The sequence below is a fragment of the Thioclava sp. F28-4 genome (genome assembly GCF_002020045.1).
Classification (GTDB): domain Bacteria; phylum Pseudomonadota; class Alphaproteobacteria; order Rhodobacterales; family Rhodobacteraceae; genus Thioclava; species Thioclava sediminum.
Map to the genome: position 1 here is coordinate 548,622 of NZ_MPZQ01000001.1, position 20,218 is coordinate 568,839.

Here is a 20,218-nt window from a genome sequence, read left to right on the forward strand (position 1 = left end):
GTTCAGTTCCTACACGGTGCCCGAGACGGAGAAGCCGTCGTCCCGGGTCAGACCGTCGGTCGCATCCGCGAGGCTCAGCGTGTCGAGCCCGGTGACCGCGCCCAGCGAGGCCCAGTTCAGGAAGGTGCCGTCGATGGCTGCGAAATTCCCGTCGACCGCGAGATCGGCCAGCGCGATCTGGAAGGCGTCGATACCGCGCAGACCGAGGCTCGCGACGGTGACGCGCAGTGCGGTCCAGCCGATGGTGACGGTCTCGTTGTCCCATTGCGTGGCCGCGTCGTTGTCATTCGTCGCCGCATTATCGGTCAGCACGCCGAGGCGGGTCACCTGCGCGAATTCGAGCGCGTCGTCCAGACCCATCGAAGCATAAATGCCGGTGCCCTGATCGAGCAGACCGGTCACCTCGTTCGTGGTCGCATCACGGTCGAACGCGCCGCCCGCGCCAACGAAGATCTGCGCACCGGTGATCTTGAAGCTGGTGATATCGGCGGCGGTCAGGGTGATCACGCCATCGTTGATATCGGCCGTCGAGATCGAGCCTTCGACCGTGCCATAGACCAGCACGAACCCGTCGAGCGCCAGATCGAGCGTGCCGCCGAAGGCGATGCCGGTATCGGCATTGATCTGAGCGATACCGGGGTTCTCGGCCGGATCGACAATGGCCGACCAGTTCAGCTTGGTCGCGCCCATCGAGGCCGTGTTCATGCGGAAGTAGAGACCGGTGACCCCGAGCGCGAACTCGTTGGGCAGGCCGCGCATCCCGACATAATCGACCGAAAGCGACAGTGCGCTCCAGCTGTGAGGTGTGGCGGTGCCGAGCTTCTCTTTCACGACGATCAGTTCGAGCGTGCCGCCCGAGGCAAGGAAGCCCGTGCCCTGATCGGCAATCGCGGTGGGCGCATTGGCGTCATCGAAGGCACCGCCGACACCGGCGAAGAAGTTCACATTGGTCAGGGTCAGCCGCGTGACCTGCGCATCGGTGATCGCCGCCTGGATGGTGTCGTCGATCGTCTCGGTCGAGGCCGAGAAGTTGAAGGTCGCCAGCGCGAAGACCGTCTCGGAAATCTCGACGGACAGCGTGCCGGACACCGCCAGCTGATCACCCGGGCCCAGATCGCCAAGCGCCGTGGTCACGTCGGTATCGTTCACGGTCGACCAGTCGAGACGCGGGCCGGTCAGCGCGGTGGTCGAGTTCGAGGCCAGCGCCATGCCCGACAGCTTGATCTGAACCGCGTCGATGCCCTTGGCGTCCAGCGCGCTCAGCGAGCCGATCACCCCGGTATATTTCACGCCGGTCGTCGTGTCGGTCAGCAGGCCGAGCGCGAGATTGCCGCCATTCGCATAAAGACCCGCCGCATCGCCCAAGAGGTTCAGCGTGGTCGTGCCGGTCGCCTCATCCGTGGTGGTCGAAGCGCCGGTGCCCGCGAAGAACTCAACATCGCTGAGCGTCACAAAGGTCAGCGTGCCCGTGGTGATATCGACGAGATCGAGCGTCTCGGTGCTGCCCGCCTGCGCCGTCACGTCGATCGCCTTCAGCCCGAAGCCCGCGCGCAGATAGACGAAATCCCCCACCGCCAGCGTCAGCTTGCCCGACACCGCGAGGCTCACCGTGTCGGTCACATCTTCGAGGCCGGTCAGGCTCGACCAGTCGAGATTGGAGAGGGTGGTGTCGCTGACCGAGTTGTAGAGCACTTTGAGGCTCGCAAGGTCCAGCGTCACGCCTTCGACATTCACGAGACCGAGGCTCGCGAGGCTCGCCGACACGCCGGTATAGCTGACCGGGATCGGGTCGGTGGTGGTTAGGATGCCGATGTAGAAATTGCCCCCCGCTGCCGAGAAGCCGATAGCGTTCGTCGTATCGATCCCGCTTGCGCCGATCGTGGCGCCCGCCCCCGCAAAGAGGCTCAGATCGGTGAGCGTGATGTAGAGCAGATCGCCGGTGACGCCGCCGACCGAAGTGCCCGCCGTCTTCTCGACCGAGAAGCTGCCGGTCAGCAGCACGGTATCCGAGATGTTCAGCTCGTCGATGGTCGCGCCGATGAAGAAACGCTCGGTATTGTCGAAGCCGTTCGTGGCATCGGTCAGCGCGAGCGGCGCGCCCAGATCGAGCCCCTTCCAAGTCATCACGGTCGGGTTCACCGCGACCATCGCATCGGCGGCGTTCACCTCGACCACAAAATCGCTGACCGCGAGGGTGAAGCCCGGAATGCCCGCGACTTCGACGGTGCCGACATAGAGCTTGATCGCGCTCCAGGCGTTCAGCACGGCGCCGGTCGTGCCATCGACATTCTTCACCGAGGCGAATTCGAACAGCACCCCTTCCGCGCCGAAGCCGGTGCCGATCAGCTTGTTCTCAAGATCGCGGTCCAGCCCGTTGACCTTGCCATTCCCATCGGTGGTGAAGCCGCCGCCGCTGCCGACGAAGATGTAGCCATCCGCCAGCGCGAAGGTCATCACCTGCGCGTCGGTCAGATCGGAGCCAAGCGAATTCTCCGCCGCCGCAATGGTCTGCTTTGTCACCGTGATCGAGATATCGCCCGCCAACAGAACGGTGCTCTTGATCGTGAAGACCGCGCGCACATCGATGGTGAAGCCCGTGAAAGTGCTGTCGAAGCTGAAGCTCGGCCCGCCCACCTGGCTCCAATCGAAGGCCATGCTCGCATAGGTCACGTCGAGCGCGTCGACCGTCGCGGTCACATCGGTGATCCCGTGCAGCGTGGCTGCGGTCGAGAGTTCCAGCGCGGTGACCTTCTGGCCGAGGTTGGCCCCAGCCGAGGTCACAGTGAACATCGCCAGCGTCAGATCGAGGGTCGGAATCTCGAAGCCGGTCGCATTCGTGAGATCGTAGCTGCCGCCCGAGACCTCGGCGCCGACGCCCGCGAAGAGACGCCCGCCGATGATCGACAGGGTGAAGTAATCGCCATCCTCCGAAGCACCATTGAACGTCACGCCGGTCTTGGCGGAGCTTTCGAGCGCGAAGGTGCCGCTGACATAGACCGCGTCATTCACGATCAGGGTCGCGGTGGCCTCGACCTTCGTGAGCGCACCGTTCAGCGTCAGGCCCGCATCGACCAGCGCGCCTTGGTCCCAGTCCAACGGAGTGGCCACGCCCGAGGCGGTGTTCACCTGAACGGAAACATTGCTGACCTCGGCGGTCAGCCCGGTGATGCCGACCGGGGTCGCGTTGGCGAAGGAGAAGTCGATGCCGGTATAGGTCGTGCCGCCCGAGCTCAGCACCGCGAAGGTGCCGGTGAAGCCGGTGACCGAGAAGCCGAAGGCGTTAGTGGTGTCGACAGTGACCGGACCGCTCGTATCGAAGACCGCGCCGGTGCCTGCGAAGAATTTGACCGCGTCGAAGCCGAAGACCATCAGATCGCCGATCGTGTCGGTCGCGCCGGTCAGGCCGCTGACGATAGTTTTGGTGAAGCTGAACCCGCCCGCGATCAGAACCTCGCCGCCGATGGCCAGCGTCACATCGCCCGAGACTTTGGCCAGCGGTGCGGTCGCGCCTGTCGCCACGCTGTCGATCTCGGAGACGACGAGCTTGGCGCTCAGCGCATCGTTCGGGTCGGTCAGTTGCGAGGTCACCAGCTCCAGCGTGCCGTTGGACAGCGTCGCGGTCACGTTGTCGACGTTCACGAGACCCAGCGCATCGACCGCGCCATTGGCGATGACCCACTGACGGTCCGTCGCAGTCTCGCGGATCATCGTGATCGAGAAGCTCAGGTTGTCGACCGCGAAGCCGACAGAAGTGTTGGGCTGGCCGAGGGTGAAGTAGCCGTTCGCGCCGCTGCCCGCGAAGAACGAGCCGCTGGTGAGCGAGATGGTGGTGACGTCGAACCCGGCGGTGACGGCGGTGGTCGTGCCGGTGACCACTTCGTAGAGCACACCGTCGAGCCCAGTGTTGGTGGTGTAGCCAATCGGCGAGCCGACGCCGTCACTGGTCGCGAGGCTCACGAAATCGCCGACGGAGATTTCCATCAGACCGGCATTGCCCGCGAAGCCCGCGGTCACGAAGCCCGGACCGTCGATCGCGAAGGCATCGGCATCGGTGCCACCCTCGAGACGCTCGACCCCGGTGAAGGTGATGGTGAGGCCGTTCCAGCTCAGCGTCCCTTCGTTGATCCCGGTGATCGTCCAGACCGTCGCGGCGTCCGGACCCTCGATCGTGTCGCTGAAGCCCGCCCCTGCCGCGATCGAGGTGATCGGTGCGCCGGGCGTGCCATAGGTCGTGCCGTTGACGGTGACGGTGCCGTCGAGGTTCACGGTGTAGGTGAGGTTGCTGTCGGCGGTGCCGTCGAGCGCGCCACCCGCTTCCGAGATCGCGCCGGCCACCGGAGCGCCGAGGCTCGGGGCCGCGTCGGGAAGACCGATGCGCTCGCCGGTGCCGAGCGTCGCGCCCATCACCGCTGCGTCCGCGTCATGGTCGAGGCCGAGCGCGTGGCCGATCTCGTGGAGCAGGACGGTGTAGAGGTCGACGCCCTCGGAGGCTGCACCGTCGGTCGCCACCAGACGATCTCCTGCGAGCAGATCGAACTCGGTGCTGTCGCCCGGCGTCGCGTCGATGAACCAACCGGCCCCGGCGGCGTCAGCGTCGATCTCAATCAGCGTGCCGGTGATCCGCGCGAGCGCGCCGTCCTCGAGATCGGTGATGGTGAAGGTGAGTTGCGACAGGATCGCCGCGTCGGTGCGGCTGGCCCATTGAGCGAGGGCTTCGTCGAAGATCGGAGCGACCTGCGCCTCGGTGAGATCGGCGGTGCCTGTGCCAGCCGCTGCGGGATCGAGTCGAAGCGATTGTCCGCTCTCCTCCGCAAACGGGATCTGGATGCCGAGTGCCGAGGCCAGACCGGCGAACAGCGCGCGGAGGTTCTCGGCGAACCCGGCACCGGGCGTGATGACCGGCGCGGTGAACGCGTCGGACAGTTGGAGCGCGCCATCGACCGGGTCCGAGGTTGCGAGTTGAAGTTCGGGAAGCGCGATCCGTTCACCCGTGCCGAGGCTCTCCCCCATCACGGCCAGATCGGCATCGTGGTCGTAACCGAGCGCATGGCCGATCTCGTGGGTGAGGACCGTCAGCAGATCGACGCCATCGATCGGCTCGCTCGTATCGAGACCGGTGAACCAACCGGCCCCTGCCGCGTCGGCATCGACTTCGATATGCGTGCCGGTGATCCGGGCAAGCGCGCCGTCCTCGAGATCGGTGATCGAGATGGTGAGCTGCGACAGGATCGCCGCGTCATCGGTCCGGGCCGCCCACTGAGCGAGCGCTTCCTCGAAGACCGGGGCAAGCTGTTCCTCGGTGAGATCCGCGGCGCTCGAGCCCGTCGGGGCGGTGCCGGCGAAATGGAGGTAATCGGCTTGCGGGCCCCACGGACCAGCGTTGAAAAATTCGCCAAGACCAAGGGTTTCACTGATTTTTTGGAACAGGTCCTGGAGCGCAGCGAGAACCGCCCCATTGTTGGAGTTTTGCGTATTTTCGTTATTCGTCAGTGCATTAGTGGTTGCAGCCGGGGGGGCCAGTTGGCTCATTTCCAGTCAAATCGGCCACGGAGCTGCTTGCGGGATCTTGTCCCGCGCCAAAGCTTCCACGTAGCTGCGACAGCATCGAACCGAGCAGCTCGCGCAGCCCTTCGATGCCCTGATTTTCTTGAATATCGAACTGGGCAAGGAACGCTTCGAAGGGCGTTGACTGCCCCTCTTCCTGCACGTCCTGCGGAGCGACGGCTTGCGTTGCAGCGGCAGGATTTCCCCAGTCTTCCGGCCAGTCCACACTGTTCGAACCGGTGTCCGAAGCCCCTTCATCAGCCCCCGTTTCGCCGCGCACATTCTGGTCGAAAGCCGTCTGAACAAGCACGATGAGGTCTTCGAGAAGGTCCAATGGCTGCGCATTGGCTGCCATCCGGGCCAGTTCTCCCGAAATCGGGTCCGCCGAGAGCAAAAGCCGCGGCTCTAGGGCCTCGATGCGGTAATTTTCCTCGCGGTGAAGGGTGTTATCGGCTTCGTGGAGGGCGGTGTCATTGGCCAGACCGACAGCATCCTGCACGTCGGAGCGGGTCCGACGCAGGAATTTCGTCACACTGGTCAAGCCAAATAAAGACAAGACGCGCCTGAAGCTCACCGATATCGGCAAGCTCCCTCCCCAAGTTGCGATATGAACGCGGCTCCGTCATCTGACGAAATTTTGTTCCTCTTTAGGCTGAACTCACGCAGCAATATTGCAACGAAAATAGTATCCACAGGGCGCCGAAATCATATGAAACATATATATTTCAGTGACTTAATATCCTTACTTAGCGTCAACAATGAAACTTATCCACAGGGCATTCTTGACGTTACGAAAACAATTGCGTCCAAGGCGAGGCGAATCGCCGCACCGGGCAAAGTGTCGCGCGACGGGCGGTAGAGGCCCGGTTTCAATGGAAATCTCGGCTCGGAAAAAGCCGTTTCGCCTGCTCGCGCGGATGGCGCGCGGTGGTCTGCGGACGGAGCCTCGGAGCGTCGTCCGCCTGGGGTGTGGTGAGGCCCAGAACGTCGTCGAGCGGGTGGCCCAGATCGGCCAGTCGCGGGGACAGATCCTCGATCTTTTCGGCGATCAGATGGACCACCACCCCCTCCCGTTCGAGCCGCCCCGAGACCCGCAGAAGACGCCCGCCCATCACCGCCCGGCGGAACCGCTCATAGAGCTTCGGCCAGACCACGACATTGCTCACGCCGGTCTCGTCTTCGAGGGTGATGAAGATCACCCCGGAGGCCGTTCCGGGGCGCTGTCGGGTGATCACGAGGCCGCAAACCGTGACCCGATTTTGCCGCGTGCCGATCAGTTCGCAATGCGGTGTGAGGCCGGAAATCGAGGGGCGCAGCAGCTCCATCGGATGGGCGCGGAGACTCAATCTGAGCGCCACGTAATCCTCCACGACCTCCTCTCCCAGATGCATCGCGGGCAGTTCCACCGCCGGTTCGCGCCCCCCTTCCCCATCCATCGGATCGGCGAAAAGCGGCAGTGGCGCGGGGGCGCGGATCGCCTTCACGGCCCAGAGCGCATCGCGCCGCGTGAGGCCAATTCCGGTAAATCCATCGGCCTCGGCGAGCCGTTCGAGCACATGCGGCGGCGTGCCCGCGCGCAGCCACAGGCTCTCGGGATCGGGGTAGCCATTGCCCCGTGCGGCGACGATCCAGCCTGCGTCCTCCTCGCGAAATCCCTTGATCTGGCGAAAGCCCAGACGCAGCGCCAGGGCTCCGTCCGCGCGGCGTTCCAGCGAGCTGTCCCAGCCCGAATGGTTCACACAAACGGGCCGCACTTCGACCCCGTGTTCGCGCACATCGCGCACGATCTGGGCGGGCGCATAAAAGCCCATCGGCTGCGAATTCAGCAGCGCGCAGGCGAAGATCGCGGGGTGGTGGCACTTGAGCCAGGACGAGACATAGGTGAGATGCGCGAAGGCTGCCGCGTGGCTTTCGGGGAAGCCGTATTCGCCGAAGCCCTCGATCTGGGAAAAGCAGCGATCGGCGAAATCGGGCGTGTAGCCGCGCGCCAGCATCCCTTCGACAAACCGGTCGCGGAAAGTGCCGATCGTGCCCATTTTGCGGAAGGTCGCGAGCGAGCGGCGCAGGCGATCGGCCTCTTCAGGTGTGAAGCCCGCAGCGACCACCGCGATCTGCATCGCCTGTTCTTGGAACAGCGGCACGCCGAGGGTTTTTCCCAGCACACCTTCCAGTTCTTTGGAGGGAAAATCGACCTTTTCGCGCCCCTGACGGCGGTTGATATAGGGGTGGACCATGCCGCCCTGAATGGGGCCGGGACGGACGATGGCGACCTCGATCACGAGGTCATAGAAGATGCGCGGACGCATTCTCGGCAGGAAGTTCATCTGCGCCCGGCTTTCCACCTGAAACACCCCCACCGCATCGGCGCGGCACAGCATGTCATAGGTCGGCGTGTCCTCCTGCGGGACGGTGGCGAGCGACATATCGAGCTTCTCATGCCCCGCCAGAAGGTCGAAGCTCTTGCGGATGCAGGTGAGCATCCCGAGGCTGAGAACATCGACCTTCAGGATGCCCAGCGTGTCGATATCGTCCTTGTCCCATTCAATGCAGGTGCGCCCCTCCATCGCGGCATTCTCGATCGGGCAGAGCGCATCGAGGCGGCCGTTTGTGATAACAAAGCCGCCAACATGCTGGCTGAGATGGCGCGGAAATCCGATGATCTCACCGATCAGCTTCAGCGTCTGCGACAGCCGCCGGTCAGTGGGGTCGAGGCCCAGTTCGCCCATCCGCGCGTGGTCCGGCCCCTTGCCGGAAATCCCCCAGATCTGGCCCGCGAGGCTTGCCGTGACATCGGCGCTCAGCCCCATCACCTTGCCCACTTCGCGGATCGCGGCGCGGGTGCGAAAATGGATCACGGTCGCGCAGAGGCCCGCGCGGTCGCGACCGTAGCGCTCGTAGATCCACTGGATGACTTCCTCGCGGCGCTCATGCTCGAAATCGACGTCGATATCGGGCGGCTCGCCGCGATATTTCGAGATGAAACGCTCGAAGACCATGCCGATCTGATCGGGGCTGACATCGGTGATGCCAAGCGCCCAGCAGATGATCGAATTGGCCGCCGAGCCGCGCCCCTGACACAGGATGCCGCGGCTGCGCGCGAAGCTCACGATGTCATGGACGGTGAGGAAATAGGCGGCAAACCCCAGCTCGGAGACGAGGCGCAGCTCCTTCTCCAGCAGCCCTGCGTGACGTTCCGAGATTCCCCCCGGAGAGCGCCGGGCCAGCCCCTCGCGGGCGAGCCGGTCGAGCCGGTCCTGCGCAGGTTCGTTCTGAGCGACCTCATCGGGATATTCGTAGCTGAGTTCGTCGAGATCGAAGCCGCAGCGCGCCGCGATCTCGCAGCTTCGGCGCAGGGCTGCGGGGTGGCGACGGTAGAGCCGCGCCATGTCCTCGGCCCCTTTCAGGCGGCGTTCCGCATTGGGCAGCGCGCGGGTGCCAAGCGCATCAATGGTGCAGCCCTCGCGCAGGCAGGTCAGCACATCGGCCAGCTGCCGGCGCGACCCGCGATGCATCAGCACGTCGCCGGTCGCCACCATCGGCGTCGAGGCCCTCAGCGCGAGCGCCGCGCAGGCATCGAACCAGCGCTGATCCGAGCCGTCATAGCGCGGCGGCGCGCCAAGGAAGACCTGTCCCGGAAAGCGCCGCCGCATCTCCTGCAGCGGGCGGTAGGCGCGGGCCAGATCGGCAGGCGGCAGGGCGATCAGGATCATCCCCGCGCAGCCCTCCAGCAGGTCCGCGCGGGTCAGGTGACACTCCCCCTTCCCCGCCCGGCGCTTGCCGCGGGTCAGAAGCTGGCTCAGCCGGTGATAGGCCGCGCGGTCGGTGGGAAGCGCCACCCATTCGACCGGGCAATCGGTCAGCACCAGCCGCGCGCCGACGATCAGCTTCGGCAGTTTCGCGGTCGTCGGCCGGGCCAGATCCTGCGGCGAGCCGATGGGCTGGCGAGAGCTTTCGTCGCGCTGCAGTTCCGAGCGGATACGCAGCGCCTCACCGATCTCGCGCTTGAGTTCCTTGAGCGCCGAAAACGCCCGGACCACGCCCGCAAGCGAGTTGCGGTCGGTGATCGCGATGGCCTCGAGGCCCAGCTCGGCGGCGCGCACCATCAGCTCCTCGGGGTGGGATGCGCCGGTGAGAAAGGTGAAGTTGGAGGTGGTGCAAAGCTCGGCATAGGCGAGCGGAATGGCGGGGGTGTTGGCGGTGGTCACGACCGTGGAGGGGGCGCTGCCCCCGCGCCCGTCGGGCGCCCCCCGGGATATTTCTGCCAAGGCGAAGGGGGCGGTCATGCGAAGACCCCCTCGACATACCAGCCGGAATCCTGCGGCGTATGGAACATCCAGAGCCGCAGCCCCTGCCCGGTCTCGACGCGCCAGTAGTCGCGCATCCCGCGCCGCCAGTTCGGATCGTCGAACCACCATTCCGGGGTCAGCCGCTCCGGCCCCTCGATGCGTTCCGCGCTGAGCGATTGGCGGCGCCAGCGGAAGCGGCGGGGCGGATCGGGGGCGTCGGACATGAGCGGCTCGGGCGGGAACAGCCGCAGCGGGCGGGGATGCGGCTGATGCCAGTTGCCCTCGGGTTCGGTGAAGGCGGCGGGCGCGATCAGGAAGCTGCGCTCGGGGATATGGCTGTCGGCGGGCAGGTAGCGCTGGACGTTCTCCAGCCCGATGCGCAGCCCGATCCGGGTGATCAGATCGCCCAGCTTGTCGCGCCGCTCGGTGGCGATGGCGCCGATCTGACGGGCGGGCAGCGCCTCGACCTGAGTGGCGGCGAGGCGCATCTGGTCGATCCCGAAGCCCGCGTCGATATCCTCGATGCCGCGCGCGAAGAGGGCCGCGATCCGGGCGGGGTCGCGGAGCGGGGTGGCGAGGCGCAGCTCGACCTCCTGGCTGGCCTGATCGACGCGGCGCAGGGTGAGGCAGAGCACCCGCGCGCCAGTCTCGTTTTCCTTGAGTTTGACGCAGAGCCGGTCGAGCAGCCGCTCGATCCCCGCCATCACGTCGGTCTGCTGCCCGATCGGTTCGGGCAGGGTTAAGCGAGTGCCGTAATGGGGCGGATCGGCCACGGGCGAGACCTGTTCGGGCAGATCGCCCAAGGCCTGATCGAGCCGCGCCATCAGCCCCGCGCCGAAGCGGCGCACGAGCGGCGCGCGCGGTGTGCGGGTCAGATCGCCGATCTCGCGCAGGCCCAGCCGCTGCAGCCCCGTGACCGTCTCATGCGGCAGGCGCAGCGCGGCCACCGGCAGCTTGCCCAGTGCCGAGAGCCGCGCGCCCGGCGCGGCCCGTCCGGGGGCGAAATGCGCCAGCGCCCAAGCCGCGCCGCGCGTATCGGCGAGGCCCAACCGCGCGGTGATCCGGGCGCGCTCCAGCCGGGCGGCCATCTCGGCCATCATCGGCTCTTCTCCGCCCCAGAGGTGATCCGAGCCGGTGATGTCGAGCACCAGACCCTCGTCCTCCAGCCCCACCCAAGGGCAGTAGCGCGTGGCCCAGCGGCGCAGGGTTTCGAGGAATTGCGCCTCGCGGGCGGGATCGGCGGGCGCGGTCTGCAGCGCGGGGCAGAAGGCGCGGGCCTCGGACAGCGCCATGCCGCGCGCGAGCCCCTGCCCCTCGGCCGCGGCGTTCAGGCAGTGCAGCCGGTCGGTATTGCCCTCACGCAGGACCAGCGCGAAGGGCCCTTCAATCGGTCGTGCCCGAAGAACCCGGTCGCTCGCCAGCCGGGGAAACCAGAGAGTGAGAATACGCCGTGTGCGCCCGTCGAGCATGTCGCTGAGCCTAGGGTTCGAGTCATTTGTTCGCGCTTTGTTCTTTTTAGATCTCGAGGGCTGCGGAGTCGAGTCCGTCTCGCGGACGGGCGCGTATCAGGGCGTGGCGATCGCACCCTCGACGAAGGCGATCAGGCGCGGCAGGCAATGGGTGCGCAGATCGTAACGCTCGCACATATGGGCGCGGGCCGCCTCGCGCATCGGGGCGAATTTCTGCGGGGTCGCCAACCCTTCGGCCAGTGCCTTCGACCAACCGGGGATATCGAAGAAATCCACCAGCCGCCCGGTCTGCCCGTCGGTGATCACTTCGCGCACCGGCGCGGTATCCGAGGCCACGATGGCACAGCCCGCGGCCATCGATTCCATCAGCGACCAGCTGAGCACGAAGGGATAGGTCAGATAGGCATGGGTGCGGCTGACATGGAGCATGTCGACGTAATCGCCGTAAGGAATGCGGCCCAGAAAATGCACGCGGCTCATGTCCAGCCGGTCGCGCACCTCGTCGAGGAATTTCTGCTTCCAGCTTTCGGCGTCCTTCGGCGGGGCGCCATAGCTTTGCCCCTCCTCGCCCACGATCAGCACATGAGCCTCGGGCCGCGCGGCGAGCACATCGGGCAGCGCGCGCATGAAGGAGTGGTAGCCGCGATAGGGTTCGAGCGAGCGGTTCACGAAGGTCAGAACCTCGTCGCCGGGGCGGAAGGTGAGCGTCGTTCCGGGCACGGTGAAACGCGCCGGCTGGTTCGGTGCGAGCCGCGCGCAGTCCACCCCGTCGTGGCAGATCGTGAGCTTGGCACGCAGCTCCGGCGGGAAGGTCTCGGCCTGAAACTCGGTCGGGGCAAGCCCCGCATCGGCCTGCACCATCGACTGGATCAGATGGGCCGAGCGCGCGGTGGTGGAGATTCGGGTCTCGAGGCCGGGGCGCTGGAACTCCGCGTCGAAATCCGTGTCCATCCCGATCGTGCGATACATGAGTTCCGCATAGACCAAGAGCTTCGCTTCGGGCCAGACCTCGCGCAGGAACAGCGTCTCGCCCCAGCCGGAATGGCCGAAAATCACATCTGGCACATAGCCGTGCTTGTCGCGCAACTGCCGGGCGGCGAGTGCGACCTTTGCCCCGCGCGCGGCGCAATCGGCGTAAAGGCGCGTGAGGCGCGAGGACATCTCGACCGGCGCGGGCTTGCGGTATTTCACCACCTTCACCGGCGAGGGGCGCTGGTTCGTCTCGACCGTCAGGGCCAGAATGTCATGACCGCGTGCGGCCAGAGCCGGTGCCAGATGTACGAACTGGCCCGGGAAGTTCTGGTGAACGAAGAGGATCTTCATGCAATCTCGGGGGTCAGCGAACTCTCCCCCAAGGCGGCCACCATCAACTGGCGGGTATAGGCGGTCTGCGGATTGGCGAAGACCTCCGCCGCGTTGCCCGCCTCGACCACGTCACCGCGCTTCATCACCATGATCTTGTGGCTGAGCGCGCGCACCACCCGCAGGTCGTGACTGATGAACAGATAGGCGAGCCCGTGGCGTTTTTGTAGGTCGCGCAGCAGGTCCACGATCTGCACCTGCACCGTCATGTCGAGCGCCGAGGTCGGCTCGTCCAGCACCACCACCTTGGGGCGCAGGATCATCGCGCGGGCGATGGCGATCCGCTGGCGCTGGCCACCCGAGAATTCATGCGGGTAGCGCTCCATCATCGCGGGATCGAGCCCGGTCTCCTCCATGATCTCGGCGACCATTTCGCGACGGTTGCGGCCCGGATCGACGCCGTGGACGGTCAGCCCTTCGCCAATAATCTGCTCTACCGTCATGCGCGGCGAGAGCGAGCCGAACGGATCCTGGAACACGATCTGCATGTCGCGGCGCAGCGCGCGCAGCTTGTTCGCCTGCCAGCTGGAGATGTCCTGGTTCTCGTAGATGATCGGCCCTTCGGAGGCGATGAGCCGCATGATCGCGAGCGCGAGCGTGGTCTTGCCCGAGCCGGATTCGCCGACGATGCCCAGCGTCTCCCCTGCCCTGACCGACAGCGAGGCGTCGTTCACGGCCTTCACATGGCCGATGGTCTTGCGCAACAGACCGCGCTGGATCGGGAACCAGATTTTCAGATGCTCGGTGCGCACCAGTTCGGACGCGTTCTCGGGCACCGGTTCGGCGCGACCGGCGGGTTCGGCCTCCAGAAGTTTCTTCGTATAGGGGTGCTGCGGATTGGCGAAGATGTCTTCAGTCTTCCCCTGCTCCACGATCTCGCCGTGCTGCATCACGCAGACCCGGTCCGCGATGCGCCGCACAACGCCGAGGTCGTGGCTAATGAACAGCAGGCTCATCCCCATGTCGCGCTTCAGATCGGCCAGCAGCTCGAGAATCTGCGCCTGAATCGTCACGTCGAGCGCGGTCGTCGGTTCGTCCGCGATCAGCAGATCGGGTCCGTTCGCGAGCGCCATCGCGATCATCACGCGCTGGCGCTGCCCGCCCGAGAGCTGGTGCGGGTAATCCTGCAGCCGGTCCGCCGGGTTCTGGATGCCGACCTTGTCGAGCAGGTCGATGATACGTTTCTTGGCCTGCTCGCCGGTGACGCCCTGGTGCAGCGCGAGGCTTTCGCCAATTTGCTTTTCCAGCGTGTGCAGCGGATTGAGCGAGGTCATCGGCTCCTGAAAGATGAAGCTGATATCGTTGCCGCGCACCTGCATCAGCTCGCGTTCCGAGGCACCGACCATCTCGCGGCCCTCGTAGCGGATCGAGCCTTCGACCTTGGAATTGCCGCCGACCAGCGCCACGGTCGACAGCGCGGTCACCGATTTGCCCGAGCCGGACTCGCCCACCAACGCGACGGTCTCGCCGGCGTTCACGGTGAAGCTCACGCCTTTCACGGCCGGGGTAAATTTGCCCTCGGAGCTGAAGGCGACCTTCAGGTTTTCGACCTCGAGAACCGGTTTCATCGGAACACCTTTCTGGGATCGAACGCGTCACGGATACCCTCGAAGACGAAGACGAGAAGCGAGAGCATGATGGCGAAGGTGAAGAAGGCCGAGAAAGCCAGCCACGGCGCTTGCAGGTGCTGCTTGCCCTGTAGCGCAAGCTCCCCAAGCGACGGTGCGGAGGACGGCAGCCCGTAGCCCAGATAATCGAGCGAGGCGAGCGCGCCGATCGCGCCGGTGATCACGAAGGGCAGCATGGTCAGCGTCGCGACCATCGCATTGGGCAGGATGTGGCGGAACATGATCACCCGGTCCGACACACCAAGCGCACGGGCGGCGCGGACGTACTCGAAATTGCGCGCGCGCAGGAACTCGGCCCGGACGACGCCCACCAGCGCGGGCCAGCCGAAGAGGATCGAGACCATCACCAGAAGCCAGAAACTTCGGCCCAGGATCGCGAAGAGGATGATGATAACGTAGAGCGCGGGCGTGGAGGACCAGATTTCCAGAATACGCTGGAAGAACAGGTCCACCTTGCCGCCGAAATAGCCCTGTACGGCGCCCGCCGCGATCCCGATGATCGAGCCGATCCCGGTCACGATCAGCGCGAACAGCACCGAGGTGCGGAAGCCGTAGATCACCCGCGCCAGCACGTCGCGCGCGGTGTCATCCGTGCCCAGCCAATGATCGGCATCGGGGGCCGAGGGCGCGGTGCCCACATCGTTGATCGTGTTGTAGCTGTAGGGGATCGGCGGCCACAGGAGCCAGCCCTTCTCGATCTTCTCGCCATCGACCTCGCCTGCCTGCAGCGCCTCGTTCGCGAAGGCTTTCGGGTCGTCAGCGTCGAAGCAGCCCTCGGTGCCGCCGGTCTCGATCAGGCATTGCACGGTCGGGTCGCGATAGATCGCCTCGGTGCGGAAATCGCCGCCGAAGGCGGTCTCGGGGTAGAAGTTGTAGATCGGGAAATACAGCTCGCCGCGGTAGCTGACCACGATGGGTTTGTCGTTCGCGATGAACTCCGCGAACATCGCAAGGACGAAAAGCACGGCGAAGATGATCGCGGACCAGAAGGCGCGGCGATTGGCTTTGAAGTTGCGCCAGCGGCGTTGGTTGAGAGGAGACAATGCCATCAGCCGGACCTCTTCTCGAAATCGATCCGCGGGTCAACGAAGACATACATCATGTCGGAGATGATATTCACGACGAGCGAGATCAGGCCGAACATGTAGAGCGTGCCGAAGATCACCGGGTAGTCGCGCTCCACCGCCGCCTGGAAGCCCAGCAGGCCCAGACCGTCGAGCGAGAAGATCGTCTCCACGATGATCGACGCGCCGAAGAAGATGCCGAGGAACTGCGCCGGGAAGCCCGCGATCACGATCAGCATCGCGTTGCGGAAGACGTGACCGTAGAGGACCTTCTTCTCGGACAGGCCCTTGGCGCGGGCGGTCATCACGTATTGCTTGTTGATCTCGTCGAGGAAGGAGTTCTTCGTCAGCAGCGTCATCGTGGCGAAGCTCGCGATCGTCGTCGCCGTCACCGGCAGCGCGATGTGCCACAGGTAATCGAGCGCCTTGCCGATCATCGTCAGCTGATCGAAATTATCCGATGTCAGGCCGCGCAACGGGAATATCTTGAAATAGCTGCCGCCCGCGAACAGCACCATCAGCATCACCGCGAACAGGAAGCCCGGGATCGCGTAGCCCACGATGATTGCGCCGGAGGTCCAGGTATCGAAGGGCGTGCCGTCGCGCACCGCTTTGCGGATGCCGAGCGGGATCGAGATGATATAGGCGAGGATCGTCGACCACAGGCCCAGCGTGATCGAGACCGGCATCTTGTCGATCACGAGGTTCACGACGCTCTCGTTGCGGAAGAAGCTGTTGCCGAAATCGAAGGTCAGATAGCCCTTCATCATGATCGCGAAGCGCTGCCACGCCGGGATCTTCTCCTTGTGGCAGGCCGGGTCCGCCAGATCGGGCGTGCCGGTGAACCCGTCATCGCAGACGATCCGCGCGAAGCCCATCTGCACTTCGAGCTGATTGAGCAACTCCGGAGAGATACCGCGCGCGCCCTGATAGCCGCTATCCTCGACGCCGCCCTGGTTCTGCGTGCCCGCATCCCCGCCGCCCGAGATATTGCGCATCGAATCCGCCTCGCCCTCCACACGGGCGATGACCTGTTCGATCGGCCCGCCGGGGACGAATTGCGTCAGCGTGAAGTTGATGATCATGATTCCCAGCAAGGTGGGGATCACCATCAGCAATCGCCGCAGGATATAGGCGCCCATGTCCGGCCCTCTGCTCGTTTATCGGCGGTCGCTCAGAGTGCGCCGCTCGCTTTCAGTTTCTTGGCCTTGTCGGCGTCATACCACCAGAAATCCAGTTCTCCCAGAGCGTAGGGCGGCAAGTTTTCCGGGTGATCGTACATATCGTAATAGGCGACCGTATAGGTGGGCTTGAACCATTGCGGCACCCAGAAACGCAAGGCGCGCAGGCTGCGGTCCAGCGCATGGACGCGCGGCAGCAGCTCCTCTTCCGTATTCGCCTCTTCGACCATGCGGATCATCTTGTCGATCGCGGGGTTCTTCAGCCCCATCGCGTTGAAGACGTCATCGGTCGAGCCCGAGCCGAAATATTGCTGCAGGTTCGAGCCGGGAATTTCGTCCTGACCCAGATGGGTGGTTATCATGTCGAAGTCGTGGCTGCGACGGCGGTTCTCATATTCGCTGTCGTCGACGCGGTCCATTCTGGCGTCGATGCCGAGCGCGCGCAGGTTCTGAACGTAAGGGTTGATGACACGGTCGAAGGTCTGGCTGTCGTTGAGGATCGCCACGGTCAGCTTCTCGCCTTCGGCGTTGCGGCGCATCCCGTCATCGCCGACGGTCCAGCCCGCCTCTTCCAGCAGCTTCGCCGCCTTGCGCATGTTCTTGCGGTCCAGCTGGCGCTTGCCCGAGACCGGCTGGATCACCGCGTCGTCGGTCAGGATGCCGTCGGGCAGGTCCTTGGCGAGCGGTTCGAGGATTTTCTTCTCCGCCTCCGAGGGCTTGCCCTGCGCCTGCAGCTTGGAATTTTCCCAGAAGCTCTCGACCCGGTCATAGAGCCCGTAGAACAGCGTGTCGTTCGACCATTCGAAATTGAATGCCAGATCGAGCGCCTCGCGCACGCGGACGTCGTCGAATTTCGGCTCGCGCAGATTGATCGCGAAGCCCTGCCCCGAGGCGATGTTGCCGTTGGGCAGTTCCGCCTTCACGACCTCGCCCGTCTGCATCGCCGGGAAGTCGTAGGCAGTGGCCCAGATGATAGAGCTGGCCTCGTTGCGGAAGGTGTAGGTGCCCGATTTGAAGCCCTCGAAAGCCGATTGGTAATCGCCGAAATACTCGACGCGGATCTTGTCGAAATTCGAGCGGCCCTTGTTGATCGGCAGGTCCTTGCCCCAATAGTCGGGGTTGCGCTTCCACGTGATCGCGCGATTGTTTTTGACGCTGTCGAACATGTAAGGGCCCGAGCCGATGAAGGGCACCGGCGAGGTCTGCGACAGGTCGATATCTTCCTTCTCGAACTGCGCCTTGGAGAAGATCGGCAACGACGCGACCGATTGGATGATATCGCGGCGCGGGTAATCGGGCTGGAACTCGAAACGGATGTGCGTGTCGTCGATCGCCTCGGCCGATTTCACCTGCTGAGCGATCACTGCGCGGAAGGAGCTCAGCCCTTTGTCGCGCAGCTGCTCATACGAAAACACCACATCCTGCGCGGTCAGCGGCGTGCCGTCGGAGAATTTGATCCCGTCGCGCAGCGTGAAGACGACCCAGTCCTTGCTCGGTGGATATTCGAGGCTCTTGCAGAGCAGGCAGTACAGCTCCCCCACCGTGTCGGCGGTGCCCTCCATCAGCGATTCCAGCGGAACCGAGGACAGCGCGGCGGCCCGGCCCTGAATCGAATAGGGATTGTAATTGTCGAACCCGCCCGGCGCCCATTCCGAGATTTCGCCGCCCTTGGGCGCATCCGGATTGACGTAATCGAGATGGGTGTAATCGGCGGGATATTTCAGATGTCCCAGCGTCGCGATCCCGTAGGAGGTGATCGTGTCGCCGCTTTGCGTGCTGTCTTGTGCATGTGCGCCGAAGGCTAGTCCCGCCCAGATCAGACCCGCTGCAACCAGCCCGCTCAGCGCGCGCGGCACCACCTGCGTCCAATCCGTATCGATCGCTTTACTCGCCACTCGCGCTTTTGCCATGCACACCTGCTCCCTGCTCCAAAGCGTTTTCGCGTCTGCCTAGCTAAAAGCCTAAGTGCGCAGGGAGCAAGTTACGAATCTGTAAAGCAGGACGGGAAATGCAAAAGGCCGCCCAAAGAGGCGGCCTTGAGAAGATTCGAGAGGGATTTGCCTCAGTTCGAATTCTCTTGCAGATAGGCGATCACGTCGTTGCGGTCTTCGGGTTTCTTCAGACCGGCAAAGGACATCTTGTTGCCCGGGATGTAGTCTTTCGGGTTTTCCAGCCACGAGTTGAGCGCTTCGAGCGTCCATTCGCCACCGTGGCTCTTGAGGGCGTCCGAATAGGAGAAGTCCCCGACCGAGGCGACCGCGCGACCGACCACGCCGTCGAGATGCGGGCCAACGCCGTTCTTGCCTTCCATCGAGTGGCAGGCCTTGCACTTGCCGAAGATTTTCTCGCCCTTGGCCGCGTCGCCGGTGCCAAGCTCGATCTGTGCGACTTCCTCTTCCTGAGCCGCGCCATCGCCTGCGTCCTCAGTCGCCAGCAGATCACCGGGGGCTGCGGACATCATGTCCTTCATCTCGTGCTCGCTGCCGCCCGAAGCGTCGTGGCTCTCGCCAACGGTATAGAGCGCGCTCGAGGCCCAGGCCGTGAGCAGGAAGAACAGCAACGCGCCCAGAAACGCGCCCGCCGCCTTGGTAAAGGTCATGGTATTGAACATGTCTCGTCCCTGATATGCGTCGTCGTCCCGCGCATCTATCCGCACAGGGCCTTTCAGATCAAGGGAACTTTACCAGATGTGATCGGATTTTCAGAGGGTGGATAATGAATGACGCAGCGTGAGCCTCCCGCGCCCCGGCCCTTCCCTTCCGCGCGGGCACGGGCTAGGCAGGGCGCAAGACAAGATCAGTGCGGGGGATTGCACATGAGCCGCCAAGGACAATCGCCGAAAACCGGTCGGATCGCCTTTCAGGGCGAGCTGGGCGCCTATTCGCATCAGGCCTGCCGCGACGCACGCCCGGACCTCGAGCCGGTCCCCTGCCGCACCTTCGAGGACGTGATCGCCGCCGTGAAGAAAGGCGATGCCGATCTCGCGATGCTGCCGGTGGAGAATTCGACCTACGGGCGGGTGGCCGACATTCACCGCCTGTTGCCGGAATCGGGGCTGCATATTCTCGATGAGGCCTTCGTGCGCGTGCATATCAGCCTGATGGCCCTGCCCGGCGTCGAGATCGAGGAACTGGAAAAGGTCCGCGCGCATCTGGTGCTTCTGCCGCAGGCGGCAAGCTTCCTGTCGCGCTATGGCATCCGGGGCGAGGCGGCCGCCGACAGCGCAGGCGCGGCGGCCGAACTCGTGCAGGCGCAGACCCGGAGCGTGGGCGTGCTGGCCTCCGACATGGCCGCCGAGACCTACGGGCTCAACATCCTCGCGCGCCATATCGAGGATCACGCGCATAACACAACGCGCTTCCTGATCATGGGCACCGAGCCCGACACCCGCCCGCGCGGCGAGAAGATGATGACCACCTTCGTCTTCCGGGTGCGCAACATCCCGGCCGCGCTCTACAAGGCGATGGGCGGCTTCGCGACCAATGGCGTGAACATGACCAAGCTGGAAAGCTACATGGTCGGCGGGCATTTCACCGCGACCCAGTTCTATGCCGATGTCGAAGGTCACCCGGACGATCCGGCGCTGGCGCGTGCGCTCGAAGAACTAGACTACTTCACCAGTTATCTGGAAATTCTGGGCGTCTATCCGGCCGCCCCCGAACGCGACAGCTAAGGCAAACGCGA

General features: G+C 64.6%; 11 protein-coding genes. 1 reads left to right on the top strand and 10 read right to left on the bottom strand.

Annotated elements, in window-relative coordinates; translation table 11 throughout:
* Positions 1 to 9 precede the first annotated feature (9 nt).
* From BMI87_RS02465 to BMI87_RS02510, 10 genes are all read right to left on the bottom strand, one after another.
* Positions 10 to 5,529, bottom strand: a complete 5,520-nt coding sequence (locus BMI87_RS02465; protein ID WP_078519568.1) for a matrixin family metalloprotease — start codon at positions 5,527 to 5,529, stop codon at positions 10 to 12.
* Complete coding sequence (locus BMI87_RS02470) at positions 5,495 to 6,130, bottom strand: LEPR-XLL domain-containing protein (RefSeq protein ID WP_168175145.1); 636 nt, start codon at positions 6,128 to 6,130, stop codon at positions 5,495 to 5,497. Before BMI87_RS02470 ends, BMI87_RS02465 begins: the two co-directional genes overlap by 35 nt.
* 283 nt (positions 6,131 to 6,413) lie before the next feature.
* On the bottom strand, positions 6,414 to 9,827 hold the full coding sequence (locus BMI87_RS02475) for an error-prone DNA polymerase (protein WP_078519570.1): 3,414 nt from the start codon (positions 9,825 to 9,827) through the stop codon (positions 6,414 to 6,416).
* A complete protein-coding gene (locus BMI87_RS02480; protein WP_078519571.1) occupies positions 9,824 to 11,299 on the bottom strand; it encodes a DNA polymerase Y family protein in 1,476 nt (491 codons plus the stop codon). Before BMI87_RS02480 ends, BMI87_RS02475 begins: the two co-directional genes overlap by 4 nt.
* Before the next feature lie 96 nt (positions 11,300 to 11,395).
* Entirely contained in the window at positions 11,396 to 12,622 is a 1,227-nt protein-coding gene (locus tag BMI87_RS02485; protein WP_078519572.1) for a glycosyltransferase, read from the bottom strand.
* Positions 12,619 to 14,229, bottom strand: a complete 1,611-nt coding sequence (locus BMI87_RS02490) for an ABC transporter ATP-binding protein (RefSeq protein ID WP_078519573.1) — start codon at positions 14,227 to 14,229, stop codon at positions 12,619 to 12,621. The genes BMI87_RS02485 and BMI87_RS02490 overlap by 4 nt, the downstream gene beginning before the upstream one ends.
* A complete protein-coding gene (locus BMI87_RS02495) occupies positions 14,226 to 15,338 on the bottom strand; it encodes an ABC transporter permease (protein WP_078519574.1) in 1,113 nt (370 codons plus the stop codon). The genes BMI87_RS02490 and BMI87_RS02495 overlap by 4 nt, the downstream gene beginning before the upstream one ends.
* Complete coding sequence (locus BMI87_RS02500; RefSeq protein ID WP_078519575.1) at positions 15,338 to 16,495, bottom strand: microcin C ABC transporter permease YejB; 1,158 nt, start codon at positions 16,493 to 16,495, stop codon at positions 15,338 to 15,340. The genes BMI87_RS02495 and BMI87_RS02500 overlap by 1 nt, the downstream gene beginning before the upstream one ends.
* Before the next feature lie 32 nt (positions 16,496 to 16,527).
* The gene (locus tag BMI87_RS02505) at positions 16,528 to 18,444 is read right to left on the bottom strand and encodes an extracellular solute-binding protein (RefSeq protein WP_078519576.1); all 1,917 of its coding nucleotides are present in this window, start codon (positions 18,442 to 18,444) and stop codon (positions 16,528 to 16,530) included.
* 152 nt (positions 18,445 to 18,596) lie between these two features.
* The gene (locus tag BMI87_RS02510; RefSeq protein WP_078519577.1) at positions 18,597 to 19,145 is read right to left on the bottom strand and encodes a cytochrome c family protein; all 549 of its coding nucleotides are present in this window, start codon (positions 19,143 to 19,145) and stop codon (positions 18,597 to 18,599) included.
* Positions 19,146 to 19,349: 204 nt separating this feature from the next.
* Here BMI87_RS02510 and BMI87_RS02515 point away from each other — a divergent pair, with 204 nt between their 5' ends.
* Positions 19,350 to 20,207: a prephenate dehydratase gene (locus BMI87_RS02515; RefSeq protein WP_078519578.1), complete on the top strand. Its 858-nt coding sequence runs from the start codon at positions 19,350 to 19,352 to the stop codon at positions 20,205 to 20,207.
* The last annotated feature ends 11 nt before the right edge of the window (positions 20,208 to 20,218 follow it).